Source organism: Streptomyces wuyuanensis, from assembly GCF_900103455.1.
Lineage (GTDB): Bacteria > Actinomycetota > Actinomycetes > Streptomycetales > Streptomycetaceae > Streptomyces > Streptomyces wuyuanensis.
Window position 1 is genome coordinate 24,277 of sequence record NZ_FNHI01000014.1, and the last position, 19,820, is coordinate 44,096.

Below are 19,820 nucleotides of genomic sequence, written 5' to 3' on the forward strand. Positions count from 1 at the left end.
CCGCCGTGACGGTCAGCGCTTGGCGGTGGCCCAGGCGTGCTGTGCGGCGAGGTCCGCCTTGACCTCCGCGAGCTGGGCGGCGACGGCGGACGGCGCCGTACCGCCGCGACCGCTGCGGGAGGCGAGCGCGCCGGGGACGTCGAGCACGGTCCTGACCTCGGGGGTGAGGTGCGGCGAGATCTTCGCGAACTGGTCGTCGGTGAGCTGGTCCAGCTCGATCCCGTGCGCCTCGCACTCCTTGACGCACTCGCCGGCGACCTCGTGCGCGACGCGGAACGGCACGCCCTGCTTCACCAGCCACTCCGCGATGTCCGTGGCGAGCGAGAAGCCGGCGGGCGCGAGTTCCTCCATCCGCTCACGGTTGACGGTCAGGGTGGCCATCATCCCGGTGAACGCGGGCAGCAGCACCTCGAGCTGGTCGCAGGAGTCGAAGACCGGCTCCTTGTCCTCCTGGAGGTCGCGGTTGTACGCGAGCGGCAGGGCCTTCAGCGTGGCGAGCAGACCGGTCAGATTGCCGATCAGCCGGCCCGACTTGCCGCGCGCCAGCTCGGCGATGTCCGGGTTCTTCTTCTGCGGCATGATCGACGAGCCGGTGGAGAAGGCGTCGTGCAGGGTCACGAAGGAGAACTCCTTCGTGTTCCAGATGATGACCTCCTCGGCGATCCGGGAGAGGTTCACGCCGATCATCGCGGTGATGAACGCGAACTCGGCGGCGAAGTCCCGCGAGGCCGTGCCGTCGATGGAGTTCCCCGCACTGCCGTGCTCGAAGCCGAGGTCCCGCGCCACCGCCTCCGGGTCGAGTCCCAGCGAGGACCCGGCGAGCGCGCCGGAGCCGTACGGGGAGACGGCGGTCCGCTCGTCCCACTGGCGCAGCCGCTCGGCGTCCCGGGACAGCGACTGGACGTGGGCGAGCACATGGTGGGCGAAGAGCACGGGCTGGGCGTGCTGGAGGTGCGTGCGGCCCGGCATGGCGACGTCGGGGTGGGCCTCGGCGAGGCCCACGAGGGCGTCCTGGAGCTCGGCGACGAGTCCGCCGATGATCCTCGCGTGGTCGCGCAGGTACATCCGGAAGAGCGTGGCGACCTGGTCGTTGCGGGACCGACCGGCGCGCAGCTTGCCGCCGAGATCGGGACCGAGGCGCTCCAGGAGACCGCGCTCCAGAGCGGTGTGGACGTCCTCGTCCGCGATGGTGCCGGTGAAGCTGCCGTCGGCGACGTCCGCCTCGAGCCGGTCGAGCCCGGCGAGCATCCGCTCCAGCTCGTCGGCGGTGAGCAGGCCCGCCTTGTGCAGCACGCGGGCGTGGGCGCGGGAGCCGGCGATGTCGTACGGCGCGAGCCGCCAGTCGAAGTGGACCGACGCCGACAGCTTCGCCAGCGCCTCCGCGGGACCGTCGGCGAACCGGCCGCCCCAGAGCCGGACGTCACCGTTGTTGCTGCTCACAGCACTTGCTCCTCAAGAATTGCCGGGCTTCGGATGTGCGGCCGCCTCCCCTGCTCCCGGCCCCCGGAAGGCCCGGGCCCGGCGGAACGGAGGGGAGGCGGCAGCGGTGGACCTATGGAATCAGGCGAGGTCGCGCTTCGCGGCGATCTTCGACGAGAGTCCGAAGATGTCGATGAAGCCCTGGGCCTTCGACTGGTCGAACGTGTCGCCCGTGTCGTAGGTCGCGAGGTTGAAGTCGTACAGCGACTGCTCCGACCGCCGGCCGGTGACGACGGCGCGGCCGCCGTGCAGGGTCATCCTGATGTCGCCGGTGACGTGCTGGTTGGCCTCGTCGACGAAGCCGTCCAGGGCCCGCTTGAGCGGGGAGAACCACAGGCCGTCGTAGACGAGCTCGCCCCAGCGCTGCTCGACCTGCCGCTTGTACCGGGCCAGCTCGCGCTCGACGGTGACGTTCTCCAGCTCCTGGTGGGCGGTGATCAGCGCGATCGCGCCGGGAGCCTCGTACACCTCACGGGACTTGATGCCGACGAGCCGGTCCTCGACCATGTCGATCCGGCCGATGCCCTGGGCGCCGGCCCGCTCGTTGAGCTGCTGGATCGCCTGCAGGACGCTGACGGGCTTGCCGTCGAGGGCGACCGGCACGCCCTCCTTGAAGGAGATGATCACCTCGTCGGCCTCACGGGCCTCGGCCGGGTTGGAGGTGTACTCGTAGATGTCCTCGATCGGGCCGTTCCAGATGTCCTCCAGGAAGCCGGTCTCGACGGCCCGCCCGAAGACGTTCTGGTCGATGGAGTACGGCGACTTCTTGGTGGTCGCGATCGGGAGCTGCTTCTCCTCGCAGAACGCGATGGCCTTGTCCCGGGTCATCGCGTAGTCGCGGACCGGTGCGATGCACTTCAGGTCGGGGGCGAGGGAGGCGATGCCGGCCTCGAACCGCACCTGGTCGTTGCCCTTGCCGGTGCAGCCGTGGGCCACGATCGAGGCGCCGTGCTTCTTCGCGGCGGCCACGAGGTGCTTGACGATCGTCGGCCGGGAGAGGGCGGACACCAGCGGGTAGCGGTCCATGTAGAGGGCGTTGGCCTTGATCGCCGGGAGGCAGTACTCCTCGGCGAACTCGTCCTTGGCGTCCGCGACCTCCGCCTCGACGGCACCGCAGGCGAGCGCGCGCTTGCGGATGACGTCCAGGTCCTCGCCGCCCTGGCCGACGTCCACGGCAACGGCGATGACCTCGGCGCCCGTCTCCTCGGCGATCCAGCCGATGGCGACGGAGGTGTCCAGACCGCCCGAGTAGGCGAGTACGACGCGCTCGGTCACGGGTTTCTCCTTACGGTGCATGCGGTGATGGGTATAACTATGCAGTCCTCCGTATGTTTTGTCAACGCGCGGGAAATCCCGTGGCCGCCGGTCCTCCCGTTGCATACCCTCACCTCCATGCCGACCAGGGGGAACGCGGCCGTCGAACGGCTGATGCAGGGGACGGGGCTCCACGAGGCGCTCGGGGCGACGGAACCGGAGGTCTGGCTGTAGCTCGACGCGGAGGTCCGCACCGTGCGACCCAACGCACCGGTGAGCTGGTCCGGGGACCGCGCCCGCGTGCCCGCCCTGGCGCTGTGCCACCGTGACGGGAGGGTCCGGGAAGCGGCTCTGGAGCGGGTCACCGACGCCCCTGACCTGCTGCCGCTGCTGGTGGTCCGGACCGCGGACTGGGCCGGGCCGGTCCGGAAGCGGGGCCGGGACCTGCTCCCCGCGCTGCTGGCCGGGTCGCTGCCGGCGGACCCGGTGCCGGTCACGGCGCTGACGCTGCGGCTGGCACGCCGCGACCGCGGCGGCTTCGCCCCCGAGGCCCTGGCCTCCTTCCTGCGGACGGCCCGGCCGCCCGTCCTCGAGCCCCTGCTGGCCGCCCCGGACCGCCACACGCGCCGCTTCGCCTTCGGTCTGGCCGTGGAGCGCGGACTCCTGCCCGCGAACCGCCTGGCCCTCGCCGCCGCGGCCGAGGACGACACCGTCGTGCAGAACCTGTGCGCAGAGGCCGCCCTCGCGCTCGACGCCACCGGCGACGACGTGATCGTCCCCCTGCTGCGCTCCCGGTATCCCGCCGCACGCTCCGCCGGGGTCACGGCCCTGCGCCGGGCCGGGCGCCACGGCGAGGCCCGCCCGTACCTCGCGGACCGCTCGGGGCAGGTACGGGCCTGCGCCCGCTATGTCCTGCGGCAGGGCGGAATCGAACCGCACCCCCTCTACCGCGCCCTGTGCGCCGACCCGGCCGACCACGGCGTACCGGGCTGGGCGCCGCTCGGGCTCGCCGAGTGCGGCGAGAGCGCTGACGCCGAGCTGCCGTGGCCGCTGACCGCCCATCTCATGCCGTCGGTACGGGCCAGGGCCGTCGCCGGGCTCCGCCTGCTCGGCAGGTCCGACGTGGAGCGGCTGCGTCCGCTGCTCGACGACCCCACGCCCGCCGTCGCCCGGGAGGCGGCGACCGCGCTCCTTCCGTGGGCGGACCGGCTCCCCGAGGACTGGCTCCGGCGGCGGCTCACCGCCCGCCGGTATCCGACCCACACCCGGCGCGCGGCGTTCCGCCTGCTGCGCGCCCGGGGCGGGATCGCGGAACTCCGTGCCGCCGTGATCCTCCTGGACGACTCGGACCCCTCGCTCAGGGCCCTGGCGGGATCCGCGATCCGGCAGTGGGAGCCGCCCGTGGAAAGGCACCACGACCCGGCCGAACTGGACGCGCTGCTGCACCGCTGCACTCATCTGTTCGGCGAGTACGTACTGCTGCGCCTGCGGGGCCGGGCGGGACTGACCGGACGGCCCCCGGCCGGCGGGGAAACGGGGACAGTCGGGGAGCCCGGGACGGCTCAGGAGCCGGGGACGGCCGTGCGGCACGCCAAGAGCACGGCGCCTCCCCGGCGTTCACGCGTTCGCGCGATAATCCGGGCATGGGTCAGACGTACGAACGCATAGACGGCCGTATCCGTACCTTCATCGAGGAGCAGCCGGTCTTCTTCACCGCCACCGCGCCGCTCGCCGCCGACGGACATGTCAACCTCTCCCCCAAGGGCCGGAAGGGCACCCTCGTCGTCCTCGACGAACTGACCCTGGCCTACCTGGACTTCGGCGGCAGCGGCGCCGAGACCATCGCCCACCTCCGGGAGAACGGCCGCATCACCCTGATGTGGTGCGCTTTCAGCGGACCGCCGAAGGTGCTGCGGGTGCACGGACACGGCGAGGCGGTCTTCCGGGACGACCCGCGCTGGGCCGGGTACCTCGCCCACTTCCGGGACGCCGACGGCGACGGCGCCCGCGCGGTGATCGTCGTGCGCGCCCGGCGGATCGGCGACGCCTGCGGGTTCGCCGTTCCCTTCATGGACTACCGCGAGGACCGGTTGCAGCACGCGGAGTACCTCGCGCGCAAGACCGACGAGGAGTTCGCGGCCTACTGCGAGAAGAAGCCGCACGTCGGAGTGAGTCTGGACGGGCTGCCCGCTCTCCCGCTGCCACTGCCCGCGCGCACGGACTGAACCGCTGAGGACGCCGATGCGGTACGGCGCCGAGTGCCGGCGCGGTGCCGCACCGGACGCCCGCCGGGGACCTCGGGAGCGCCTCGCGCGGGAACTCGACGGCGCCGCGTCCGGCGGCTCGCCGACTGCGCTGCCCGGCGATTGAACTCCTCGGACCTCCTCTCCGTATCCACCTGAGCGATACGGATGACCGAGGAGCAGCGGTGACGATGATTCAGAGCGGTCGGGCGGCCAGACGCCTGACCATGCAGGCGATCCGGCCGCGCCGCAATCCGGCGACGGTGCTGCTGGTCGCCGCCTGGGCCGGGGCCGCCGCCGTGATGTGGCTGTGGTGGGACAACACCGCCGTCGTCCACATGGACACCGCGGAGTGGCTTATCGGGGCGGGCCGGATCACGGGCCTGCTCGGCGGCTACATGATCGCCCTCGTGGTGCTGCAGATGGCGCGCGTGCCGGCGCTGGAGCGGCGGGTGGGCTCCGACCGGGCGACGCGCTGGCACGCGATGAGCGGCCGTTACGCGATCAGCCTCGTCGTCGCCCATGTCGTGCTCACCGTCTGGGGGTACTCCGTCCAGGCACGGACCGGACTGGTCGAGCAGACCGTCACCGTCGTCGTGGACTTCCCCGAGATGATCGAGGCGACGATCGGCACGGCGCTCCTGCTGCTGGTCGGCTTCGTCTCGGCGGGCGCCGTGCGCCGCCGGATGCGCTACGAGACCTGGTACTACCTGCACCTGCTGACCTACGTCGCCGTCTATCTGACGTTCTGGCACCAGCTCGCCACCGGATCGGAGTTCGTGGCCAGCGCGACCGCCCGCACGATCTGGTACGTGCTCTACGGCACGGTCGGCGCCCTGCTCCTCTGGTACCGGATCCTGGCGCCGGTGCGGCTCAACCTCCGGCACCGGATGCGGGTGGAGTCCGTCGTGGACGAGGCGCCGGGCGTGGTGTCCGTGCTGGTGACGGGCCGGCGGCTGCACCGGATCGGCGCGGAGGCGGGCCAGTTCTTCCGCTGGCGGTTCCTTACCGACGGCCTGCGCTGGAGCTCCAATCCGTACTCCCTCTCCGCTCCGCCCCGTCCCGACCTGCTGCGCATCACCGTCAAGGCCGCCGGGGAGCACAGCAGGGCGCTCGGCCGGCTGGAGCCGGGGACCCGGGTCTGGGCCGAGGGTCCGTACGGAGCGATGACCGCGGGCCGGCGCAGCCGGAACAAGGTGCTCCTGATCGCCGGAGGCGCCGGGATCACCCCGCTGCGGGCGCTGTTCGAGACGCTGCCCGGCGGTCCCGGGGACCTGTCACTGCTCTACCGGGCCGGTTCCACGGAGGACCTGGCGCTGTGGACCGAGCTCCAGGAGATCGCCGAGACCCGGCGGGCGAAGCTGCTGTACGCCGTGAACGGGCCTGACGGGGCGCGTCCGGAGATCACCACCGAGCGGCTGAAGGAAGTGTTCCCCGACATCGACGAGCACGACGTGTACCTCTGCGGCCCGCCCGGGCTCGCCGAGGAGTCCTACAACGCACTGCGGGCGGCGGGCGTGCCGTCGCGTCGTATCCATCACGAATCGTTCGAGATGTGAGGCCGTACGTGAAGAGGAAGCATCCACTGCGCCGGATGATGATCGCCGTCGCCGGCACCACGTCGGCCGTCGCGCTGCTCCTGACGCTGAAGCAGCCGGGCACCTCGGTGGCGGGAGCGTCGTCGCAGGCCGGCGGCGCACCCCCGGCGGCCTCGGCACCCGCCGGCAGCGGGGCCGTACCCGCGGGCGGGGAGACCGTCCTCGGGGAGGAGGCCGACACCCAGTTCGGACCGGTACAGGTCGAACTCACGCTGAGCGACGGGCGTATCACGGCGGCCCGGGCCGTCAAGGTGCCGAGCACCGACGCCAACAGCCGCAAGATCGCCGCCGATGCCGTACCGAAGCTCAACCAGGCGGCCCTCGCCGCGCAGAGCGCCGGGATCGACTCCGTCTCCGGCGCCACCTACACCAGCGAGGGCTACATCCGCTCCCTGCAGAGCGCCCTCGACAAGGCGGGCGCGGGCGAAGGAACGGGCCAGGGCACGCCGGGCGGAGGAAACGGCGGGGCCCCGGATGGGGACGGGTCGGGCGGCGAGCCGGGCACCGGCACCGGCGAAAATTCGGGTTCTGGCCAGGACTCCGGCTCGGGCCAGGACTCCGGCTCGGACTCGGGCTCGGCGGGGACGGAGTCGGTGCTCGGGGACGTGGCGGGCACCCAGTACGGCGACGTGCAGGTGCGCCTCACCGTCAGCGGCGGGCGGATCACCTCAGCCGAGGCCGTCAGGACGCCCGACTCCGACGCCAACAGCCGCAAGATCGCCGCCAGCGCCGTACCGAAGCTCAACCAGGCGGTCCTCACCGCGCAGAGCGCCGGGATCGACTCCGTCTCCGGCGCCACCTACACCAGCGAGGGCTACATCCGCTCCCTGCAGAGCGCCCTCGACAAGGCGGGCCTGTGAGCGGGGAGACGGCGCGGATGCGCCATGCCGAGCACGTGATGGGCACGGTGTTCTCGTTCGACGTCCGGCTGGACGGCGATGCCGACCGCGAGCGCGTACGCGCCGGGCTCGCCGCCGCCGTGGCCGGACTGCACCACGTGGACGAGGTGTTCTCGACGCACCGCCCCGAGAGCCAGATCAGCAGGCTCGCCAGGGGTGAACTCGCCCTGGCCGACTGCGAACCGGAGGTCGCCGAGGTCTTCGGGCACTGCGAGGCCGAGGAGCGCCTGAGCGACGGGTGGTTCACCGCCCGCTACGCGGGCGGACTCGACCCCACCGGTCTGGTGAAGGGGTGGGCCGTCCAGCGTGCGGTGGACATGATCGCCTCTTCCGGTGCCACGGCGGTCTGCCTCAACGGCGGCGGCGACGTCCAGCTGTACGGGGGCCCCTGGCGGATCGGCATCTCCGACCCGCTGTGCCCCGGCGGGCTGGCGGCGGTCGTCGAGGCGCACGACGGTCTCGCCGTCGCCACCTCCGGCCCGGCCGAACGCGGCTGCCACATCATCGACCCGCACACCGGCGCGGCGCCGGCCGGGGGCCTGGCGTCCTTGACCGTCGTCGCCCCGGGGCTGACCCAGGCGGACGCGCGGGCGACGGCCGCCTACGCCATGGGCCCGGAAGCCCGCGCCTGGCTGGAGCAACTCCCCGGCGCGGAGGGGTTCGCCGTCGCCCCGGACGGCACCACTTGGCAGACCACCGGATTCGCCCGGCATCTGGCGCGGTCCGGGAACGGGGAGGGCCGGGCGGCCTGACCGCCGGGGGCGGCACGTCGGGCCACCGACGGGGTGTTCACGGCCCGTGCGGGCCGTGAACACCCCGGCCGTCAGCGGTCCTTCTGCGCGAGACGCAGCAGGTGGTCCGCGAGAGCCTGGCCGCCCGCCGGATCGCGGGAGATGAGTAGCAGGGTGTCGTCACCGGCGATCGTGCCCAGAATCGCGTGGAGTTCCGCCTGGTCGATGGCCGAGGCGAGGAACTGGGCCGCACCCGGGGGCGTCCGCAGGACCACCAGGTTCGCCGAGGCCTCCGCGGAGATCAGCAGCTCGCCGGAGAGCCGGCGCATCCGCTCCTCCTTGGCGGACTCCCCCAACGGGGCCTGCGGGGTGCGGAATCCGCCCTCGCTCGGCACCGCGTAGATGAGTTCCCCACCGGTGTTCCGGATCTTCACCGCCCCGAGTTCGTCGAGGTCGCGGCTGAGGGTCGCCTGGGTGACGCTCAGTCCGTCGTCCGCGAGCAGCTTCGCCAGCTGGCTCTGGGAGCGCACCGGCTGCCGGTTGAGGATGTCCACGATCCGGCGGTGGCGGGCCGTGCGGGTCTGCGGCACGGACGGCCCTCCCCCGGACTCCGCCTGGGGGGAACCCCAGTTCTCGGTGCCCTGCGCATCGGTCATCGTCGTCTCATTCTCCGGATCGTCCGTCCCCGTGTGTCTCGTCGAGGATGCCCGGGAGCGCCTGGAGGAAGGCGTCCACCTCCGCGTCGCCGATGATCAGCGGCGGCATGATCCGTACGACGTCGGGGGCGGGCGCGTTGACCAGGAGTCCGGCACCCTGAGCCGCCTGCTGCACCCGGGCGGCGAGAGGCTCGGTGAGCACGATACCCAGCAGCAGGCCCGCCCCGCGGACGTGGGAGACCAGCGGATGCCCCAGGGACTCGACGCCGTCCCTCAGCCTCTCACCGGTCCGCTTGACCTCGTCGAGCGTGCCGTCGAGCGTGCCGAGGACCGCGAGCCCGGCGGCGCAGGCGACCGGATTGCCGCCGAACGTGGTGCCGTGCTGCCCGGGCCGGAGCAGTTCGGCGGCCGGACCGAAGGCGATGGTCGCCCCGAGCGGCAGACCGCCGCCGAGGCCCTTGGCGAGGGTGACGACATCGGGGTCGACGCCCTCGTGCGCCTGGTACTCGAACCAGTGGCCGGTACGGCCGATGCCGGTCTGCACCTCGTCGAGCACGAGCAGCGTCCCGGTGGCGCGGGTGATCTCCCGTGCCGCCCGGAGATAGCCGGGCGGCGGGACCACCACTCCGTTCTCGCCCTGCACCGGCTCGACGACGACCAGTGCGGTGTCCTCGGTGACGGCGGCCCGCAGCGCTTCGGCGTCCCCGTACGGCACGTGCGTGACCTCGCCCGGCAGGGGCAGGAAGGGCCGCTGCTTGGCCGGCTGGCCGGTGAGGGCGAGCGCGCCCATCGTCCGGCCGTGGAATCCGCCCTGCGTGGCGACCATGTGAGGGCGGCCCGTGAGCCGGCCGATCTTGAAGGCGGCCTCGTTGGCCTCGGCCCCCGAGTTGCAGAAGAAGACGCGGCCGGGGCGGCCCGACAACTGGAGCAACCGCTCGGCGAGCGCGACGGGCGGCTCGGCGACGTACAGGTTCGACACATGGCCGAGCGTGCCGATCTGCCGGGTGACGGCCTCGACCACGGCAGGGTGGGCGTGGCCGAGGGCGTTGACGGCGATGCCGCCGACGAAGTCCAGGTACTCGGTGCCGTCGGCGTCCCAGACCCTGGCACCGTCACCGCGCACCAGCGACAGCGCCGGGGTGCCGTAGTTGTCCATCATGGAGCCCTGCCAGCGCTGCGAGAGCCGCTGGTTGGCCGTGGCGTCGTTCATGCCGGTCCCCCTTCGGTTCCGTCGGGCACGACCATCGTGCCGATGCCCTCGTCGGTGAAGATCTCCAGCAGGATGGAGTGCTGCACCCGGCCGTCGATGACGCGCGCGGTGTTCACCCCGTTGCGCACGGCGTGGAGGCAGCCCTGCATCTTGGGAACCATGCCGCTGGCGAGCTCGGGCAGCAGCTTCTCGAGCTCGGTGGCGGTGAGCCGGCTGATCACCTCGTCGCTGTGGGGCCAGTCCTCGTAGAGGCCCTCGACATCGGTGAGGACCATCAGCGTCTCCGCTCCGAGCGCGGCGGCCAGGGCGGCCGCGGCGGTGTCCGCGTTCACGTTGTACACATGGCCGTCGTCGGCGGAGCGGGCGATGGAGGAGACGACGGGGATGCGGCCGTCGTCCAGAAGAGCACTGATGGCACCGGTGTCGATCTCGGTGATCTCTCCGACCCGGCCGATGTCGACGAGCTCGCCGTCGATGGTGGGCCGGTGCTGGGTGGCGGTGATGGTGTGGGCGTCCTCGCCGGTGAGGCCCACGGCGAGGGGGCCGTGCTGGTTGAGCAGCCCCACCAGTTCGCGCTGGACCTGCCCGGCGAGCACCATGCGGACGACGTCCATGGCCTCCGGCGTCGTCACACGCAGCCCGGCCTTGAACTCGCTGACCAGACCGTGCTTGTCCAGCTGGGCGCTGATCTGCGGCCCGCCGCCGTGCACGACGACGGGCTTGAGGCCGGCGTGCCGCAGGAACACCACGTCCTGGGCGAAGGCCGCCTTGAGCTCCTCGTCGACCATGGCGTTGCCGCCGAACTTGATGACGACCGTCCTGCCGTGGTGGCGGGTGAGCCACGGCAGCGCCTCGATCAGCGTCTGCGCCTTGGGGAGTGCGGTGTGCTTGCGGGTGCTCATCGGCTCCGGCTTTCTCGTGACTCGCTCGGGACTCGCTTCGCTGACCCGCCCGGAACTCGCTCACTCGCCCGGGCTCGTGTGCGCGCCGGGCTCGTCCGGGAGTTCGCCCGGGGCTGGTTCAGGAGGAGTAGGCGCTGTTCTCGTGGACGTAGTCGGCGGTGAGGTCGTTGGCCCAGATGACGGCGGACTCGGACCCGGCGGCGAGGTCGGCGGTGATCCGGACCTCCCGGTAACGCATGTCGACCAGCTCCCGGTCCTCGCCCACGGAACCGTTTCGGCACACCCAGACACCGTTGATGGCCACGTTGAGCCGGTCCGGTTCGAAGGCGGCCCCGGTGGTGCCGATGGCGGACAGGACACGGCCCCAGTTGGGGTCCTCACCGTGGATGGCGCACTTGAGGAGGTTGTTCCGGGCGATGGAGCGGCCCACCTCGACGGCGTCGTCCTCGCTCGCGGCGTTGACGACCTCGATGCGGATGTCCTTGCTGGCGCCCTCGGCGTCGCCGATGAGCTTGCGGGCGAGGTCGTCGCACACGGCCCGTACGGCGTCGGCGAACTCGCCGTGGTCCGGGGTGGCGCCGGAGGCACCGGAGGCGAGGAGCAGCACGGTGTCGTTCGTGGACATGCAGCCGTCGGAGTCGACCCGGTCGAAGGTGACGCGGGTGGCGTCGCGCAGGGCCTTGTCCAGGCCGGCGGCGTCCACGTCGGCGTCGGTGGTGAGGACCACGAGCATGGTGGCCAGGCCGGGGGCCAGCATGCCCGCGCCCTTGGCCATGCCGCCGACGGTCCAGCCGTCCCGGGTGACGACGGCCGTCTTGTGCACGGTGTCGGTGGTCTTGATGGCGATGGCGGCCTTCTCGCCGCCGTGCGGGCTGAGTTCGGCGGCAGCCTTCTCGACGCCGGGCAGCAGCTTGTCCATGGGCAGCAGGACACCGATGAGACCGGTGGAGGCCACGGCGATCTCGCCGGCGCTGTGGCCTTCGAGCACCTCGGCGACCTTCTCGGCCGTGGCGTGCGTGTCCTGGAAGCCCTTGGGACCGGTGCAGGCGTTGGCGCCGCCGGAGTTGAGGACGACGGCGGAGACCTCGCCGCCCTTGAGGACCTGCTCGGACCAGAGGACGGGGGCGGCCTTGACGCGGTTCGAGGTGAAGACGCCGGCGGCGGCGCGGCGCGGCCCCTCGTTGACCACGAGGGCCAGGTCGGGCTTGCCGTTCTCCTTGATCCCGGCGGCGATCCCGGCCGCCGTGAATCCCTGTGCAGCGGTGACGCTCAAGGTGCCACTCCGATCGTAGAAAGGCCCGTGGTCTCGTCCAGACCGAGGGCGATGTTCATGCTCTGGACCGCGCCGCCGGCGGTGCCCTTGGCCAGGTTGTCGATGGCACTGATCGCGATGATGCGGCCGGCGGTCGCGTCCAGGGCGACCTGGACCTGAACGGCGTTGGAACCCTGGACGGACGCCGTGGCCGGCCACTGCCCCTCGGGGAGCAGCCGGACGAACGGCTCGTCCGCGTACGCCTTCTCGTAGGCGGCCCGTACCGCGTCGGCGGTGGTGCCGGGCACGGCCTTGGCGCTGCAGGTGGCGAGGATGCCGCGGGGCATGGGCGCGAGGGTCGGTGTGAAGGAGACGGTGACGGGCTCCCCCGCCGCCGCGCTGAGGTTCTGGACCATCTCCGGGGTGTGCCGGTGGCCGCCGCCGACCCCGTACGGGCTCATGCTGCCCATGACCTCGGAGCCGAGCAGATGGGGCTTGAGCGCCTTGCCGGCGCCGGAGGTACCGCTGGCGGCGGTGATCACGGCCTCGGGCTCGGCGAGTGCGCCCGCGTAGGCCGGGAACAGCGCGAGGGAGACCGCGGTGGGGTAGCAGCCGGGCACCGCGATGCGCTTGGACCCCTCCAGCGCGGCGCGGGCACCCGGCAGTTCGGGGAGGCCGTACGGCCAGGTCCCGGCGTGCGCGGAACCGTAGAACTTCTCCCAGTCGGCGGCGCTGCGCAGCCGGAAGTCCGCGCCCATGTCGACGACCAGTACGTCCTCGCCGAGCTGCTCGGCGACGGCCGCCGACTGGCCGTGGGGCAGCGCGAGGAAGACCACGTCGTGCCCCGCGAGCACCTCGGCGGTGGTGGCGGCGAGCACCCGGTCGGCGAGCGGCAGCAGATGGGGCTGCAGCGCTCCGAGCCGCTGCCCGGCGTTCGAGTTGGCCGTCAGGGCCCCGATCTCGACCCCGGGGTGCGCGAGGAGCAGCCGGAGCAGTTCCCCGCCCGCGTATCCGCTCGCTCCCGCGACTGCTGCACGTAGTGCCATCGGTTCCTCCGTACTCGATGGCATGACTATACGCATGACCGCAGTTTTATGCAATCGAGGGTGATCTCCGGGACGTCGGCCTCTCAGGTGAGGGTGACGTGCACACGCCTCTCGGCGAGGACGTCGAGCACCAGCGCGACCAGGTCGTACGGTTCGCCGTCGGGCGACAGGAGGCGGGACAGGTGCTCGCGCGCGGTAGCGATGTCCCGCCAGAGCAGGGTTGCGGGGGCGGTGTGGCCGAAGCCGCCGTGCAGGCAGTCCACGAGGGCGTCCACGCAGCCGCCGAAGTAGCCGCCGGGTCCGTTGACGGCTTCGCCGAGTGCCAGGAAGAGGCCCGGCTCATCCGTGACGTTCCGGCCGTCCAGCTCGTACGCACGCCCGGCCGGCGGGGGCTCGTGGGTGAGCAGGCAGCCCCGCTCCCGGACGAGTTCGAGCCACACCTCGCGCTGCCGGGCGCCCAGGCGAGCCCATGCGCCGGGGGCCTCCGGCGGGCCGGCGAACCAGCGGTCCCAGACGGGACGGGCGTGCCCGGGCACGGGCCGGTGGATCTCCGCGTCGAGTTCGAGGTCGATCAGATCCGGCCCTCGGGGGGACGGGCGCCAGGCACGAACAGCCGGGCGGAGCAGCCGGTCGGTGAGCGGCTCCCCGTTGTCGCCGCGTATCTCCAGAAAGGCCTCGCCCAGCTCCGGTACGTGCCGCGTACCGGACGCCAGCGCCTGACGCAGCCGGTCGCTCGGGGCGAGCCCCCGCAGGACGACCGGGGGCGCGGCCTGCTCCTCGGGCAGGACGCGCGCGAACTCGCGGCACGAGCCCAGCCACCGGTACCCGTCGTGCAGACGCACCGGTGCCCGGTGCCCCTCCGGCGGGCCCAGGTAGTCGTCGGTGCCGGTGAGTACGAGATCGTCCGTGCGCGGGTGCCGTCCGAGGCTTTCGGCGTCCTCGAGCAGCCAGACGTCGTCCGTGCCGTCTTCCGGCACCAGCCACACCCGGCTGCCGACCCAGCCGAGCACCTCGGCGTTGTCGGGCACCCAGCCGAGGAGCACGTACGTCGCGCGCCTGGGCTCCCGGAAGAGTCCGTCCACCTCGGCACAGACACCCCAGACGTGCCCGTGTTCCGGCTCCGTCAGGGCATACCGTCCCGGCCCGCGAGGGCCCCTGCTTTCATGCACGGCGAGAAGCATGCCCGGACCGGGCCCGGTCCGCGCAGCCATTTCACGGGCGACCGGCGATTCGGCGGCGAACGGTGCGGCCCGGAGGGCTTCGGCCGCACGAGGACCGGGCCGCGTGGGCGGATCGCCACGCGTCGGCACTCCGTCGCCGCTCGGCGGGGAGCCGGCAGTGGGTACCGGGCGGCCGACGGGCCCCTCGGCGGGGAGGAGGGAATCTGTTTGCCGGACCGATGATCACGGGTTACGGTCCCCGGGCACATACCGGGGGATCGGGCAGGCGGGGGACATGAAGGACGAAATCGGCGCGTCCGCGAAGAGCGTGGGCGCGTGGGGGCAGGCCGTCGCGGCAGTGGCGATGGTGGGGACGCTCGGCGTGGGGTTCTGGGCCCTCGGGGAGGTGTCGTCCGGCGGGACCGGCGAACGTCCGGCGCCGACGTGCTTCGACGGGGAGTCGGGGAAACCGGGCGGCGGGACCGGCAAGGCGCGCCGGGTGCTCTCCGGCACGCAGCTGTGCGAGGCCCTGCACCGGCCCGACCTCGCCGCCCTGCTGGGCACGCCGGGAGAACGCGCGAAGTCCGCCAACGGCAGCGACAGCACCGTGGGGTCCGGCGGCGACGCGATCGCCATCCCCTCGGCCGAGGTCGAGTTCGAGACGTACACCGTCACGCTGGGAGCCACCTACGACGGCCGCCCGGTGGCGGGGTCCCTGGCGTACCCGGGGAACGACGCGCGACGGGTGACGGCTCTGGGCCGGCCGGCGGTCCTCTACTCGGACCGCACCATCAGCATCGCCTTCCGCCTCGACGGGAGCGAAGCCTCCTCGGGCGGTCCCGGGCTGCCGGTCCGCACCCTCAGCGTGGCGCAGGACGCGAAGGACGGCGGCGGCTCCTTCGAGGTGAGCCTGTGGCGATCGGACGGCAGGGTGCCCGACGACGCGGTACTGCTCCGGGTCGCCGAGGAGGTGCTGCCGACCGTTCCGGGGTGGGCCGACCGCCGGTGACGGCCCCGGCGGGACCTCGCCACCGGCAGGGCGCCCCGGGAACGGCGCACACGACCGGGCCGGTTCGGTTCTGCCGTACGGCCGCGCCCCGTCCCAGCGGGCCGGATCCCCCCGGACCGGCGGCCGGGACCGGGCCCCGTGTTCACGGTACGAGCCGGGCCATCACGGCGAGGGGCAGCGACGGGTTCGCGGCCGCCGCCTCCACCACCTGCCAGTCGTCGTCCTCGAGCAGGTCGGCCGCGACCCGCGGGGGCAGGTGGGGGTGGCCGGCTGCCGTGCGCCTCGCCCGCTCGTCCGTCAGGCACATGAGCAGCGCCCCGGCAGTCGCGGCGCGGTGCCGGGCCACTTCGCGGAGCACCTTCCCCACCGGCGGTTCGTGCCTCGCCAGGTCCTCCAGCAATGCCGGTGAAGCGTCCGGATTCGCCGCCACCCCGGCGACCACCCGGACGCGGTGCCGGTCGACCATGGCACGCAACCGGTCTTCGGACAGGCCCGGATGTCCGGCGATGGACTTCAGGACCTTCGCGTCGGGGTCGGCGGCGAGTTCGTCGCGGATCCCGGCGGGCAGATCGCGCCGTTCCGCGACGAGCATGCGCACCGCCGCATGCGGCGACCTGGCCAGCTCCTCGACCTCGCCGGGAGAGGCTGCGGCGATCCGGGGCAGCAGGGTCGGGCCGATCCTGGCGAGGCCGGCCAGGGAGCCGAGCACGTCGAGCGGCACACGGGGGTGGAACGCGACGCTGCGCCGCACGTGCTGGTCGGGGTCCGCTGCCAGGTCCCGTATCAGCCTCTCGTCGAGTACCGGATTCCCGGCGAGTTCGGCCCGGACGCCGGGAGACGGATCCCTCGCGAGCCGTTCGCAGACCGACGGAGGCAGATCGGGACGGGCGGCGAGCCGAAGGCGGAGCAGCATCGAGGCGTGGTCGGCAAAGCCCGCGAAGGCTTCGGAGGGCGTCGCGGGGTTGCCCAGCGCCCTGTGGGTCAACTCGTGCACGGTGGACTGGTGCGTGCCGTCACAGGCCGCGCCCGGCCACAGGGTGCAGGTGGGCCGCGGACAGTGCGGGTCGTGCACGAAAGGCGTCGTCTCACGGTCACAGACCAGGCACCACCGCGCAGGGGGGATCCCGTCGCCCGTGAGGAGCATCGAGAGGACGTCCGGAGGCGTCCTCTCGTTGGCCGCGACGGCGCTGCGCACCTCGGCGTGCGGATGCCGCGCGAGCCTGGCGGCCGTGTCCGGGGTCGTCCACAGTGCGAGTTCGGCGACGACCCGGACGTCCGGATCGACGGCGAGTCCGTCCACCACGTCGGACGGCAGACCGGGACAGGCGGCCAGCTTCTGCCGGTGGTCCGCGTCCGGATGGGCTGCCAGGAGGCGTGCCCACTCGGGGCTTCCCGCACCGTTGTCGAGCAGCGCCAGGGCGGCGCCCGGCTGTGTCGCCGAATCGACGTCGGCGGCTGTCAGCCTGCCCTCATGAGCGAGCCGCACGGCCGTCGCCTCGTCCCGTCGGGCCAGCGTCACCGTCTGTGCGCGGCTGAGGTCCTCGCGCTCCGCGAGGGCCCAGTCGAGCTCGGAATCCGCAGCCGCGATCAGCCGGTCGACCAGTTCGGACGGCAGGGCCGGATTGACGGCAAGACCGTACAGAACATGATTCACGGCCGTTATCCTGCCGGAAGACGATCGAACGGTCAGCCGATTTCCGCGGCCACGATCGCCAGGCCGTGCCGCCCACGAGCACCGCTCCGCTCTCGACGGCGACGAGGCCCGGCGGTGCTCCGACTCACGCGCGGCCGCGCCCCTTGAGCGGAGGCGTCCGGTCGCGCACCGGCACACCCCCTCACCCCTCCGAGACCGCGATCCCGGCGTCCGCCCCGGCGTCGTCGCCGGTGTCCGGCTCCCAGCGCAGCAGGTCCCCCGGCTGACACTCCAGAACCTCGCAGAGCGCGGCGAGCGTGGCGAATCGCACCGCCTTCGCACGGCCGTTCTTGAGCACCGCGAGGTTGGCGGGCGTGATGCCCACGCGTTCGGCCAGCTCGCCCACCGACATCTTCCGCCTGGCGAGCATCACGTCGATGTCGACGGTGATCGGCATCAGATCACCTCGTCCAACTCGGCCTGCATCTGCGCCGCTTCTGCGTCGCGGGCGACGGCCTGGGCGAGCAGCATCCGCAGGACGAGCACGATGAGCGCCACACCGAGGATCGCCACGACGACTCCGCAGATCAGCAGGACCACGCCCGGGGCGACGGCCTCACCGGGTGCCAGGAGGACCGCGAGTCCGAACACCACGACGGCGGCCGCCACGAGAGCGCCGATCACCACGTCCACGTAGCGGAAGGCGGCGTGGGAGAAGACCGTGCCGCGCGCCACCATCGTCACCAGCCGCCACACGGACACCAGGACCACCTGGACCGTCACCACGCCCAGGACCGTGATCACGAGGAACGGGGTGCGCAGGTACGCGTAGTCCGCGTTGAGCTCCTCCATGTCGACGGCCAGCAGCGGCACCATGACCGCCTGTACGAACACCGAGCCGGCCAGCAGCACCACGAGCACGGCGCGCAGCGCGATCACTGTCAGCTTCCCCATCGCCTCTCCTTCGATCGAGTCACGATGGGAATCTATCGAAAGTCGATAGATTCAGCAAGGCCGGAACCCGTGCCCGCGTCGGCCCCGTCGGGGCACCGGATACGGGAGGACGCGTCACACGGGACCGCCGAGGGCCTCGCCGCTCCGCCGCAGGAAGTCGCGTTCGGCGGCGTTGCCCGCCAGGGCGGCCGCGGTCCGGTAAGCGCCTGCCGCCTCCTCGGTCCGGCCCGACCGGCGCAGCAGATCGGCGCGTACGGCGTGAAAGACGTGGTAGGAGTCGAGGCCGAGGCCGTTCACGAGGGCGAGGGCGGGCTCCGGCCCCTCGGTCTCGGCGACGGCGACGGCCCGGTGGAGCGCGACGACCGGGTTCGGGGCGATGGCGTGGAGCTGGTCGTAGAGCCGGAGGATCTGACCCCAGTCCGTGGCTTCCGCGGTGGAGGCGTCGCTGTGGACGGCGTTGATCGCCGCCTGGATCTGGTACGGCCCGGGCCTCCCACGGCGCAGGCACCGGCGGACGAGGTCCTGCCCCTCGGCGATGAGGCCGCGGTCCCAGCGCGTACGGTCCTGGTCGGCGAGCAGCACGAGGGCGCCGTCCGGCGCGGTGCGCGCGGGACGGCGGGACTCGGTGAGCAGCATCAGCGCCAGCAGCCCCATGACCTCCGGCTCGTCGGGCATGAGCGCATGCAGCAGCCGGCCGAGGCGGACGGCCTCGGCGCACAGATCGTCACGGACGAGCCCCTCGCCGGAACCGGCGGCGTACCCCTCGTTGAAGACGAGGTAGACGACGGCGAGCACGGCCCGCAGACGGTCCGGGAGGTCGGCGTCGGCGGGGACGCGGTAGGGGATGCCCGCGTCGCGGATCTTGCCCTTGGCGCGGACGAGCCGCTGCGCCATCGTCCGCTCGGACACGAGGAACGCGCGGGCGATCTCCGTCGTGCTCAGCCCTCCGACGAGCCGCAGCGTCAGGGCGACCCTGGCGGCCGGCGCGAGGGACGGGTGGCAGCAGGTGAAGATCAGCCGGAGTCGGTCGTCGCGCACGGGGCCCTCCTCGGCCGGTTCCTCCGGGGCATGGAGCAGTGCGGCCTGGGCGTGCCGGTCCGCGCGCGAAGCCTCCCGCCGCAGCCGGTCGACGGCGCGGTTGCGGGCCGTGGTGATGATCCAGCCCGCGGGACTGGGCGGCGTGCCCGCGGCCGGCCAGCGTTCGACCGCCGTGGTGAAGGCGTCCTGGACCGCCTCCTCGGCGACGTCGATGTCGCCGAAGACGCGGACCAGGACGGCGACCGCTCGCCCGTACTGCTCGCGGAACACCTGCTCCACCTCGGCGGCGGAGGCCGCCGGCACGCCGGACGTCATCCGCAGCTCTCGTCGTGCCGCAGGGGCCGCACCTCGATCGGGAGGGTGATCGCGCGGGCGAGCTTCCGGCCCCACTCCAGCGCGGAGTCGAGGTCGTCGGCCCGGATGACCGTGAATCCGCCGAGGTGCTCCCTGCCCTCGACGTAGGGGCCGTCGGTCATCAGCACCTCGTCGTCCTTGAGGTGCAGCACGGTCGCCGTGCCCGGCGGGAACAGACCCCCGGCGAAGACCCAGGCGCCTGCCTCCCGCATCTCGGCGTTGACGGCCTCCAGGTCCCGCATGATCGGCTCCAGGACTTCGGGCGGCGGCGGGTCGCCGTCGGGCTGGTAGATGCTGAGCAGGTACTGCTTCATCGTTTCCTCCCTCGGGGGCGGCGGCACCCGTGCGGCTCCGCGGCGCGGCCCGCCGGTACGGGCTCGGTGCCCGGTCCTGAGATCCGGC

The 19,820-nt window shown here is 72.7% G+C and carries 19 protein-coding genes; 6 read left to right on the forward strand and 13 right to left on the reverse strand.

Annotated elements, in window-relative coordinates; translation table 11 throughout:
* Positions 1 to 12: 12 nt before the first annotated feature.
* Together argH and BLT82_RS20785 are read right to left on the reverse strand one after the other, a co-directional pair.
* Positions 13 to 1,440, reverse strand: coding sequence for an argininosuccinate lyase (gene argH, locus BLT82_RS20780; RefSeq protein WP_093657028.1), 1,428 nt, complete (start codon positions 1,438 to 1,440; stop codon positions 13 to 15).
* A 120-nt stretch (positions 1,441 to 1,560) separates the two neighbouring features.
* On the reverse strand, positions 1,561 to 2,754 hold the full coding sequence (locus BLT82_RS20785) for an argininosuccinate synthase (RefSeq protein ID WP_093657030.1): 1,194 nt from the start codon (positions 2,752 to 2,754) through the stop codon (positions 1,561 to 1,563).
* Between the two features lie 234 nt (positions 2,755 to 2,988).
* Between BLT82_RS20785 and BLT82_RS20790 the strand changes: the two genes are divergently transcribed.
* From BLT82_RS20790 to BLT82_RS20810, 5 genes are all read left to right on the forward strand, one after another.
* Positions 2,989 to 4,401: a hypothetical protein gene (locus tag BLT82_RS20790; protein WP_244292059.1), complete on the forward strand. Its 1,413-nt coding sequence runs from the start codon at positions 2,989 to 2,991 to the stop codon at positions 4,399 to 4,401.
* A complete protein-coding gene (locus BLT82_RS20795; RefSeq protein WP_093657032.1) occupies positions 4,377 to 4,958 on the forward strand; it encodes a pyridoxamine 5'-phosphate oxidase family protein in 582 nt (193 codons plus the stop codon). The genes BLT82_RS20790 and BLT82_RS20795 overlap by 25 nt, the downstream gene beginning before the upstream one ends.
* Before the next feature lie 209 nt (positions 4,959 to 5,167).
* Positions 5,168 to 6,535, forward strand: coding sequence for a ferredoxin reductase family protein (locus BLT82_RS20800; RefSeq protein WP_093657374.1), 1,368 nt, complete (start codon positions 5,168 to 5,170; stop codon positions 6,533 to 6,535).
* Positions 6,536 to 6,573: 38 nt separating this feature from the next.
* Complete coding sequence (locus BLT82_RS20805; RefSeq protein WP_093657377.1) at positions 6,574 to 7,434, forward strand: FMN-binding protein; 861 nt, start codon at positions 6,574 to 6,576, stop codon at positions 7,432 to 7,434.
* Between the two features lie 38 nt (positions 7,435 to 7,472).
* Positions 7,473 to 8,225 carry an FAD:protein FMN transferase gene (locus BLT82_RS20810; RefSeq protein WP_093657375.1) on the forward strand — a complete coding sequence of 251 codons (753 nt, stop codon included), beginning with the start codon at positions 7,473 to 7,475 and terminating at the stop codon, positions 8,223 to 8,225.
* A gap of 71 nt (positions 8,226 to 8,296) precedes the next feature.
* On the opposite strand, the gene BLT82_RS20815 is transcribed toward BLT82_RS20810, so the two are convergent.
* From BLT82_RS20815 to BLT82_RS20840, 6 genes are all read right to left on the reverse strand, one after another.
* Positions 8,297 to 8,860, reverse strand: coding sequence for an arginine repressor (locus tag BLT82_RS20815; protein WP_093657034.1), 564 nt, complete (start codon positions 8,858 to 8,860; stop codon positions 8,297 to 8,299).
* A 7-nt stretch (positions 8,861 to 8,867) separates the two neighbouring features.
* A complete protein-coding gene (locus BLT82_RS20820) occupies positions 8,868 to 10,070 on the reverse strand; it encodes an acetylornithine transaminase (RefSeq protein ID WP_093657036.1) in 1,203 nt (400 codons plus the stop codon).
* Positions 10,067 to 10,972, reverse strand: a complete 906-nt coding sequence (gene argB / locus BLT82_RS20825; RefSeq protein WP_093657038.1) for an acetylglutamate kinase — start codon at positions 10,970 to 10,972, stop codon at positions 10,067 to 10,069. Before argB ends, BLT82_RS20820 begins: the two co-directional genes overlap by 4 nt.
* Before the next feature lie 118 nt (positions 10,973 to 11,090).
* Entirely contained in the window at positions 11,091 to 12,245 is a 1,155-nt protein-coding gene (argJ, locus tag BLT82_RS20830) for a bifunctional glutamate N-acetyltransferase/amino-acid acetyltransferase ArgJ (protein ID WP_093657041.1), read from the reverse strand.
* The gene (gene argC / locus BLT82_RS20835; RefSeq protein ID WP_093657044.1) at positions 12,242 to 13,270 is read right to left on the reverse strand and encodes an N-acetyl-gamma-glutamyl-phosphate reductase; all 1,029 of its coding nucleotides are present in this window, start codon (positions 13,268 to 13,270) and stop codon (positions 12,242 to 12,244) included. Before argC ends, argJ begins: the two co-directional genes overlap by 4 nt.
* Before the next feature lie 83 nt (positions 13,271 to 13,353).
* The gene (locus BLT82_RS20840) at positions 13,354 to 14,451 is read right to left on the reverse strand and encodes a barstar family protein (RefSeq protein WP_093657046.1); all 1,098 of its coding nucleotides are present in this window, start codon (positions 14,449 to 14,451) and stop codon (positions 13,354 to 13,356) included.
* A 274-nt stretch (positions 14,452 to 14,725) separates the two neighbouring features.
* Between BLT82_RS20840 and BLT82_RS20845 the strand changes: the two genes are divergently transcribed.
* The gene (locus BLT82_RS20845) at positions 14,726 to 15,439 is read left to right on the forward strand and encodes a DUF6215 domain-containing protein (protein WP_093657048.1); all 714 of its coding nucleotides are present in this window, start codon (positions 14,726 to 14,728) and stop codon (positions 15,437 to 15,439) included.
* A 142-nt stretch (positions 15,440 to 15,581) separates the two neighbouring features.
* Here the strand turns inward: BLT82_RS20845 and BLT82_RS20850 are convergent, their stop codons facing one another.
* From BLT82_RS20850 to BLT82_RS20870, 5 genes are all read right to left on the reverse strand, one after another.
* Positions 15,582 to 17,093 (reverse strand): hypothetical protein, encoded by a 1,512-nt coding sequence (locus BLT82_RS20850; protein ID WP_093657050.1) that lies wholly within the window; start codon positions 17,091 to 17,093, stop codon positions 15,582 to 15,584.
* Positions 17,094 to 17,274: 181 nt separating this feature from the next.
* Positions 17,275 to 17,529, reverse strand: a complete 255-nt coding sequence (locus BLT82_RS20855; protein WP_093657052.1) for a helix-turn-helix domain-containing protein — start codon at positions 17,527 to 17,529, stop codon at positions 17,275 to 17,277.
* Positions 17,529 to 18,026, reverse strand: coding sequence for a DUF2975 domain-containing protein (locus BLT82_RS20860; RefSeq protein WP_093657054.1), 498 nt, complete (start codon positions 18,024 to 18,026; stop codon positions 17,529 to 17,531). Before BLT82_RS20860 ends, BLT82_RS20855 begins: the two co-directional genes overlap by 1 nt.
* Before the next feature lie 114 nt (positions 18,027 to 18,140).
* Entirely contained in the window at positions 18,141 to 19,379 is a 1,239-nt protein-coding gene (locus tag BLT82_RS20865) for an RNA polymerase sigma factor (protein WP_093657056.1), read from the reverse strand.
* Positions 19,376 to 19,732 carry a YciI family protein gene (locus BLT82_RS20870; protein ID WP_093657058.1) on the reverse strand — a complete coding sequence of 119 codons (357 nt, stop codon included), beginning with the start codon at positions 19,730 to 19,732 and terminating at the stop codon, positions 19,376 to 19,378. The genes BLT82_RS20865 and BLT82_RS20870 overlap by 4 nt, the downstream gene beginning before the upstream one ends.
* Between the last annotated feature and the right edge of the window lie 88 nt (positions 19,733 to 19,820).

Excerpts from the sequence above, each read along its gene's own strand:
- BLT82_RS20845 (WP_093657048.1), top strand. The coding sequence starts at position 14,726 with ATGAAGGACGAAATCGGCGCGTCCGCGAAGAGCGTGGGCGCGTGGGGG.
- BLT82_RS20855 (WP_093657052.1), bottom strand. The coding sequence starts at position 17,529 with ATGCCGATCACCGTCGACATCGACGTGATGCTCGCCAGGCGGAAGATG.
- BLT82_RS20800 (WP_093657374.1), top strand. The coding sequence starts at position 5,168 with ATGATTCAGAGCGGTCGGGCGGCCAGACGCCTGACCATGCAGGCGATC.
- BLT82_RS20795 (WP_093657032.1), top strand. The coding sequence starts at position 4,377 with ATGGGTCAGACGTACGAACGCATAGACGGCCGTATCCGTACCTTCATC.
- BLT82_RS20870 (WP_093657058.1), bottom strand. The coding sequence starts at position 19,732 with ATGAAGCAGTACCTGCTCAGCATCTACCAGCCCGACGGCGACCCGCCG.
- BLT82_RS20865 (WP_093657056.1), bottom strand. The coding sequence starts at position 19,379 with ATGACGTCCGGCGTGCCGGCGGCCTCCGCCGCCGAGGTGGAGCAGGTG.
- BLT82_RS20840 (WP_093657046.1), bottom strand. The coding sequence starts at position 14,451 with ATGCTTCTCGCCGTGCATGAAAGCAGGGGCCCTCGCGGGCCGGGACGG.
- BLT82_RS20815 (WP_093657034.1), bottom strand. The coding sequence starts at position 8,860 with ATGACCGATGCGCAGGGCACCGAGAACTGGGGTTCCCCCCAGGCGGAG.
- argC (WP_093657044.1), bottom strand. The coding sequence starts at position 13,270 with ATGGCACTACGTGCAGCAGTCGCGGGAGCGAGCGGATACGCGGGCGGG.
- BLT82_RS20860 (WP_093657054.1), bottom strand. The coding sequence starts at position 18,026 with ATGGGGAAGCTGACAGTGATCGCGCTGCGCGCCGTGCTCGTGGTGCTG.
- BLT82_RS20805 (WP_093657377.1), top strand. The coding sequence starts at position 6,574 with ATGATCGCCGTCGCCGGCACCACGTCGGCCGTCGCGCTGCTCCTGACG.
- BLT82_RS20810 (WP_093657375.1), top strand. The coding sequence starts at position 7,473 with ATGGGCACGGTGTTCTCGTTCGACGTCCGGCTGGACGGCGATGCCGAC.
- argB (WP_093657038.1), bottom strand. The coding sequence starts at position 10,972 with ATGAGCACCCGCAAGCACACCGCACTCCCCAAGGCGCAGACGCTGATC.
- BLT82_RS20820 (WP_093657036.1), bottom strand. The coding sequence starts at position 10,070 with ATGAACGACGCCACGGCCAACCAGCGGCTCTCGCAGCGCTGGCAGGGC.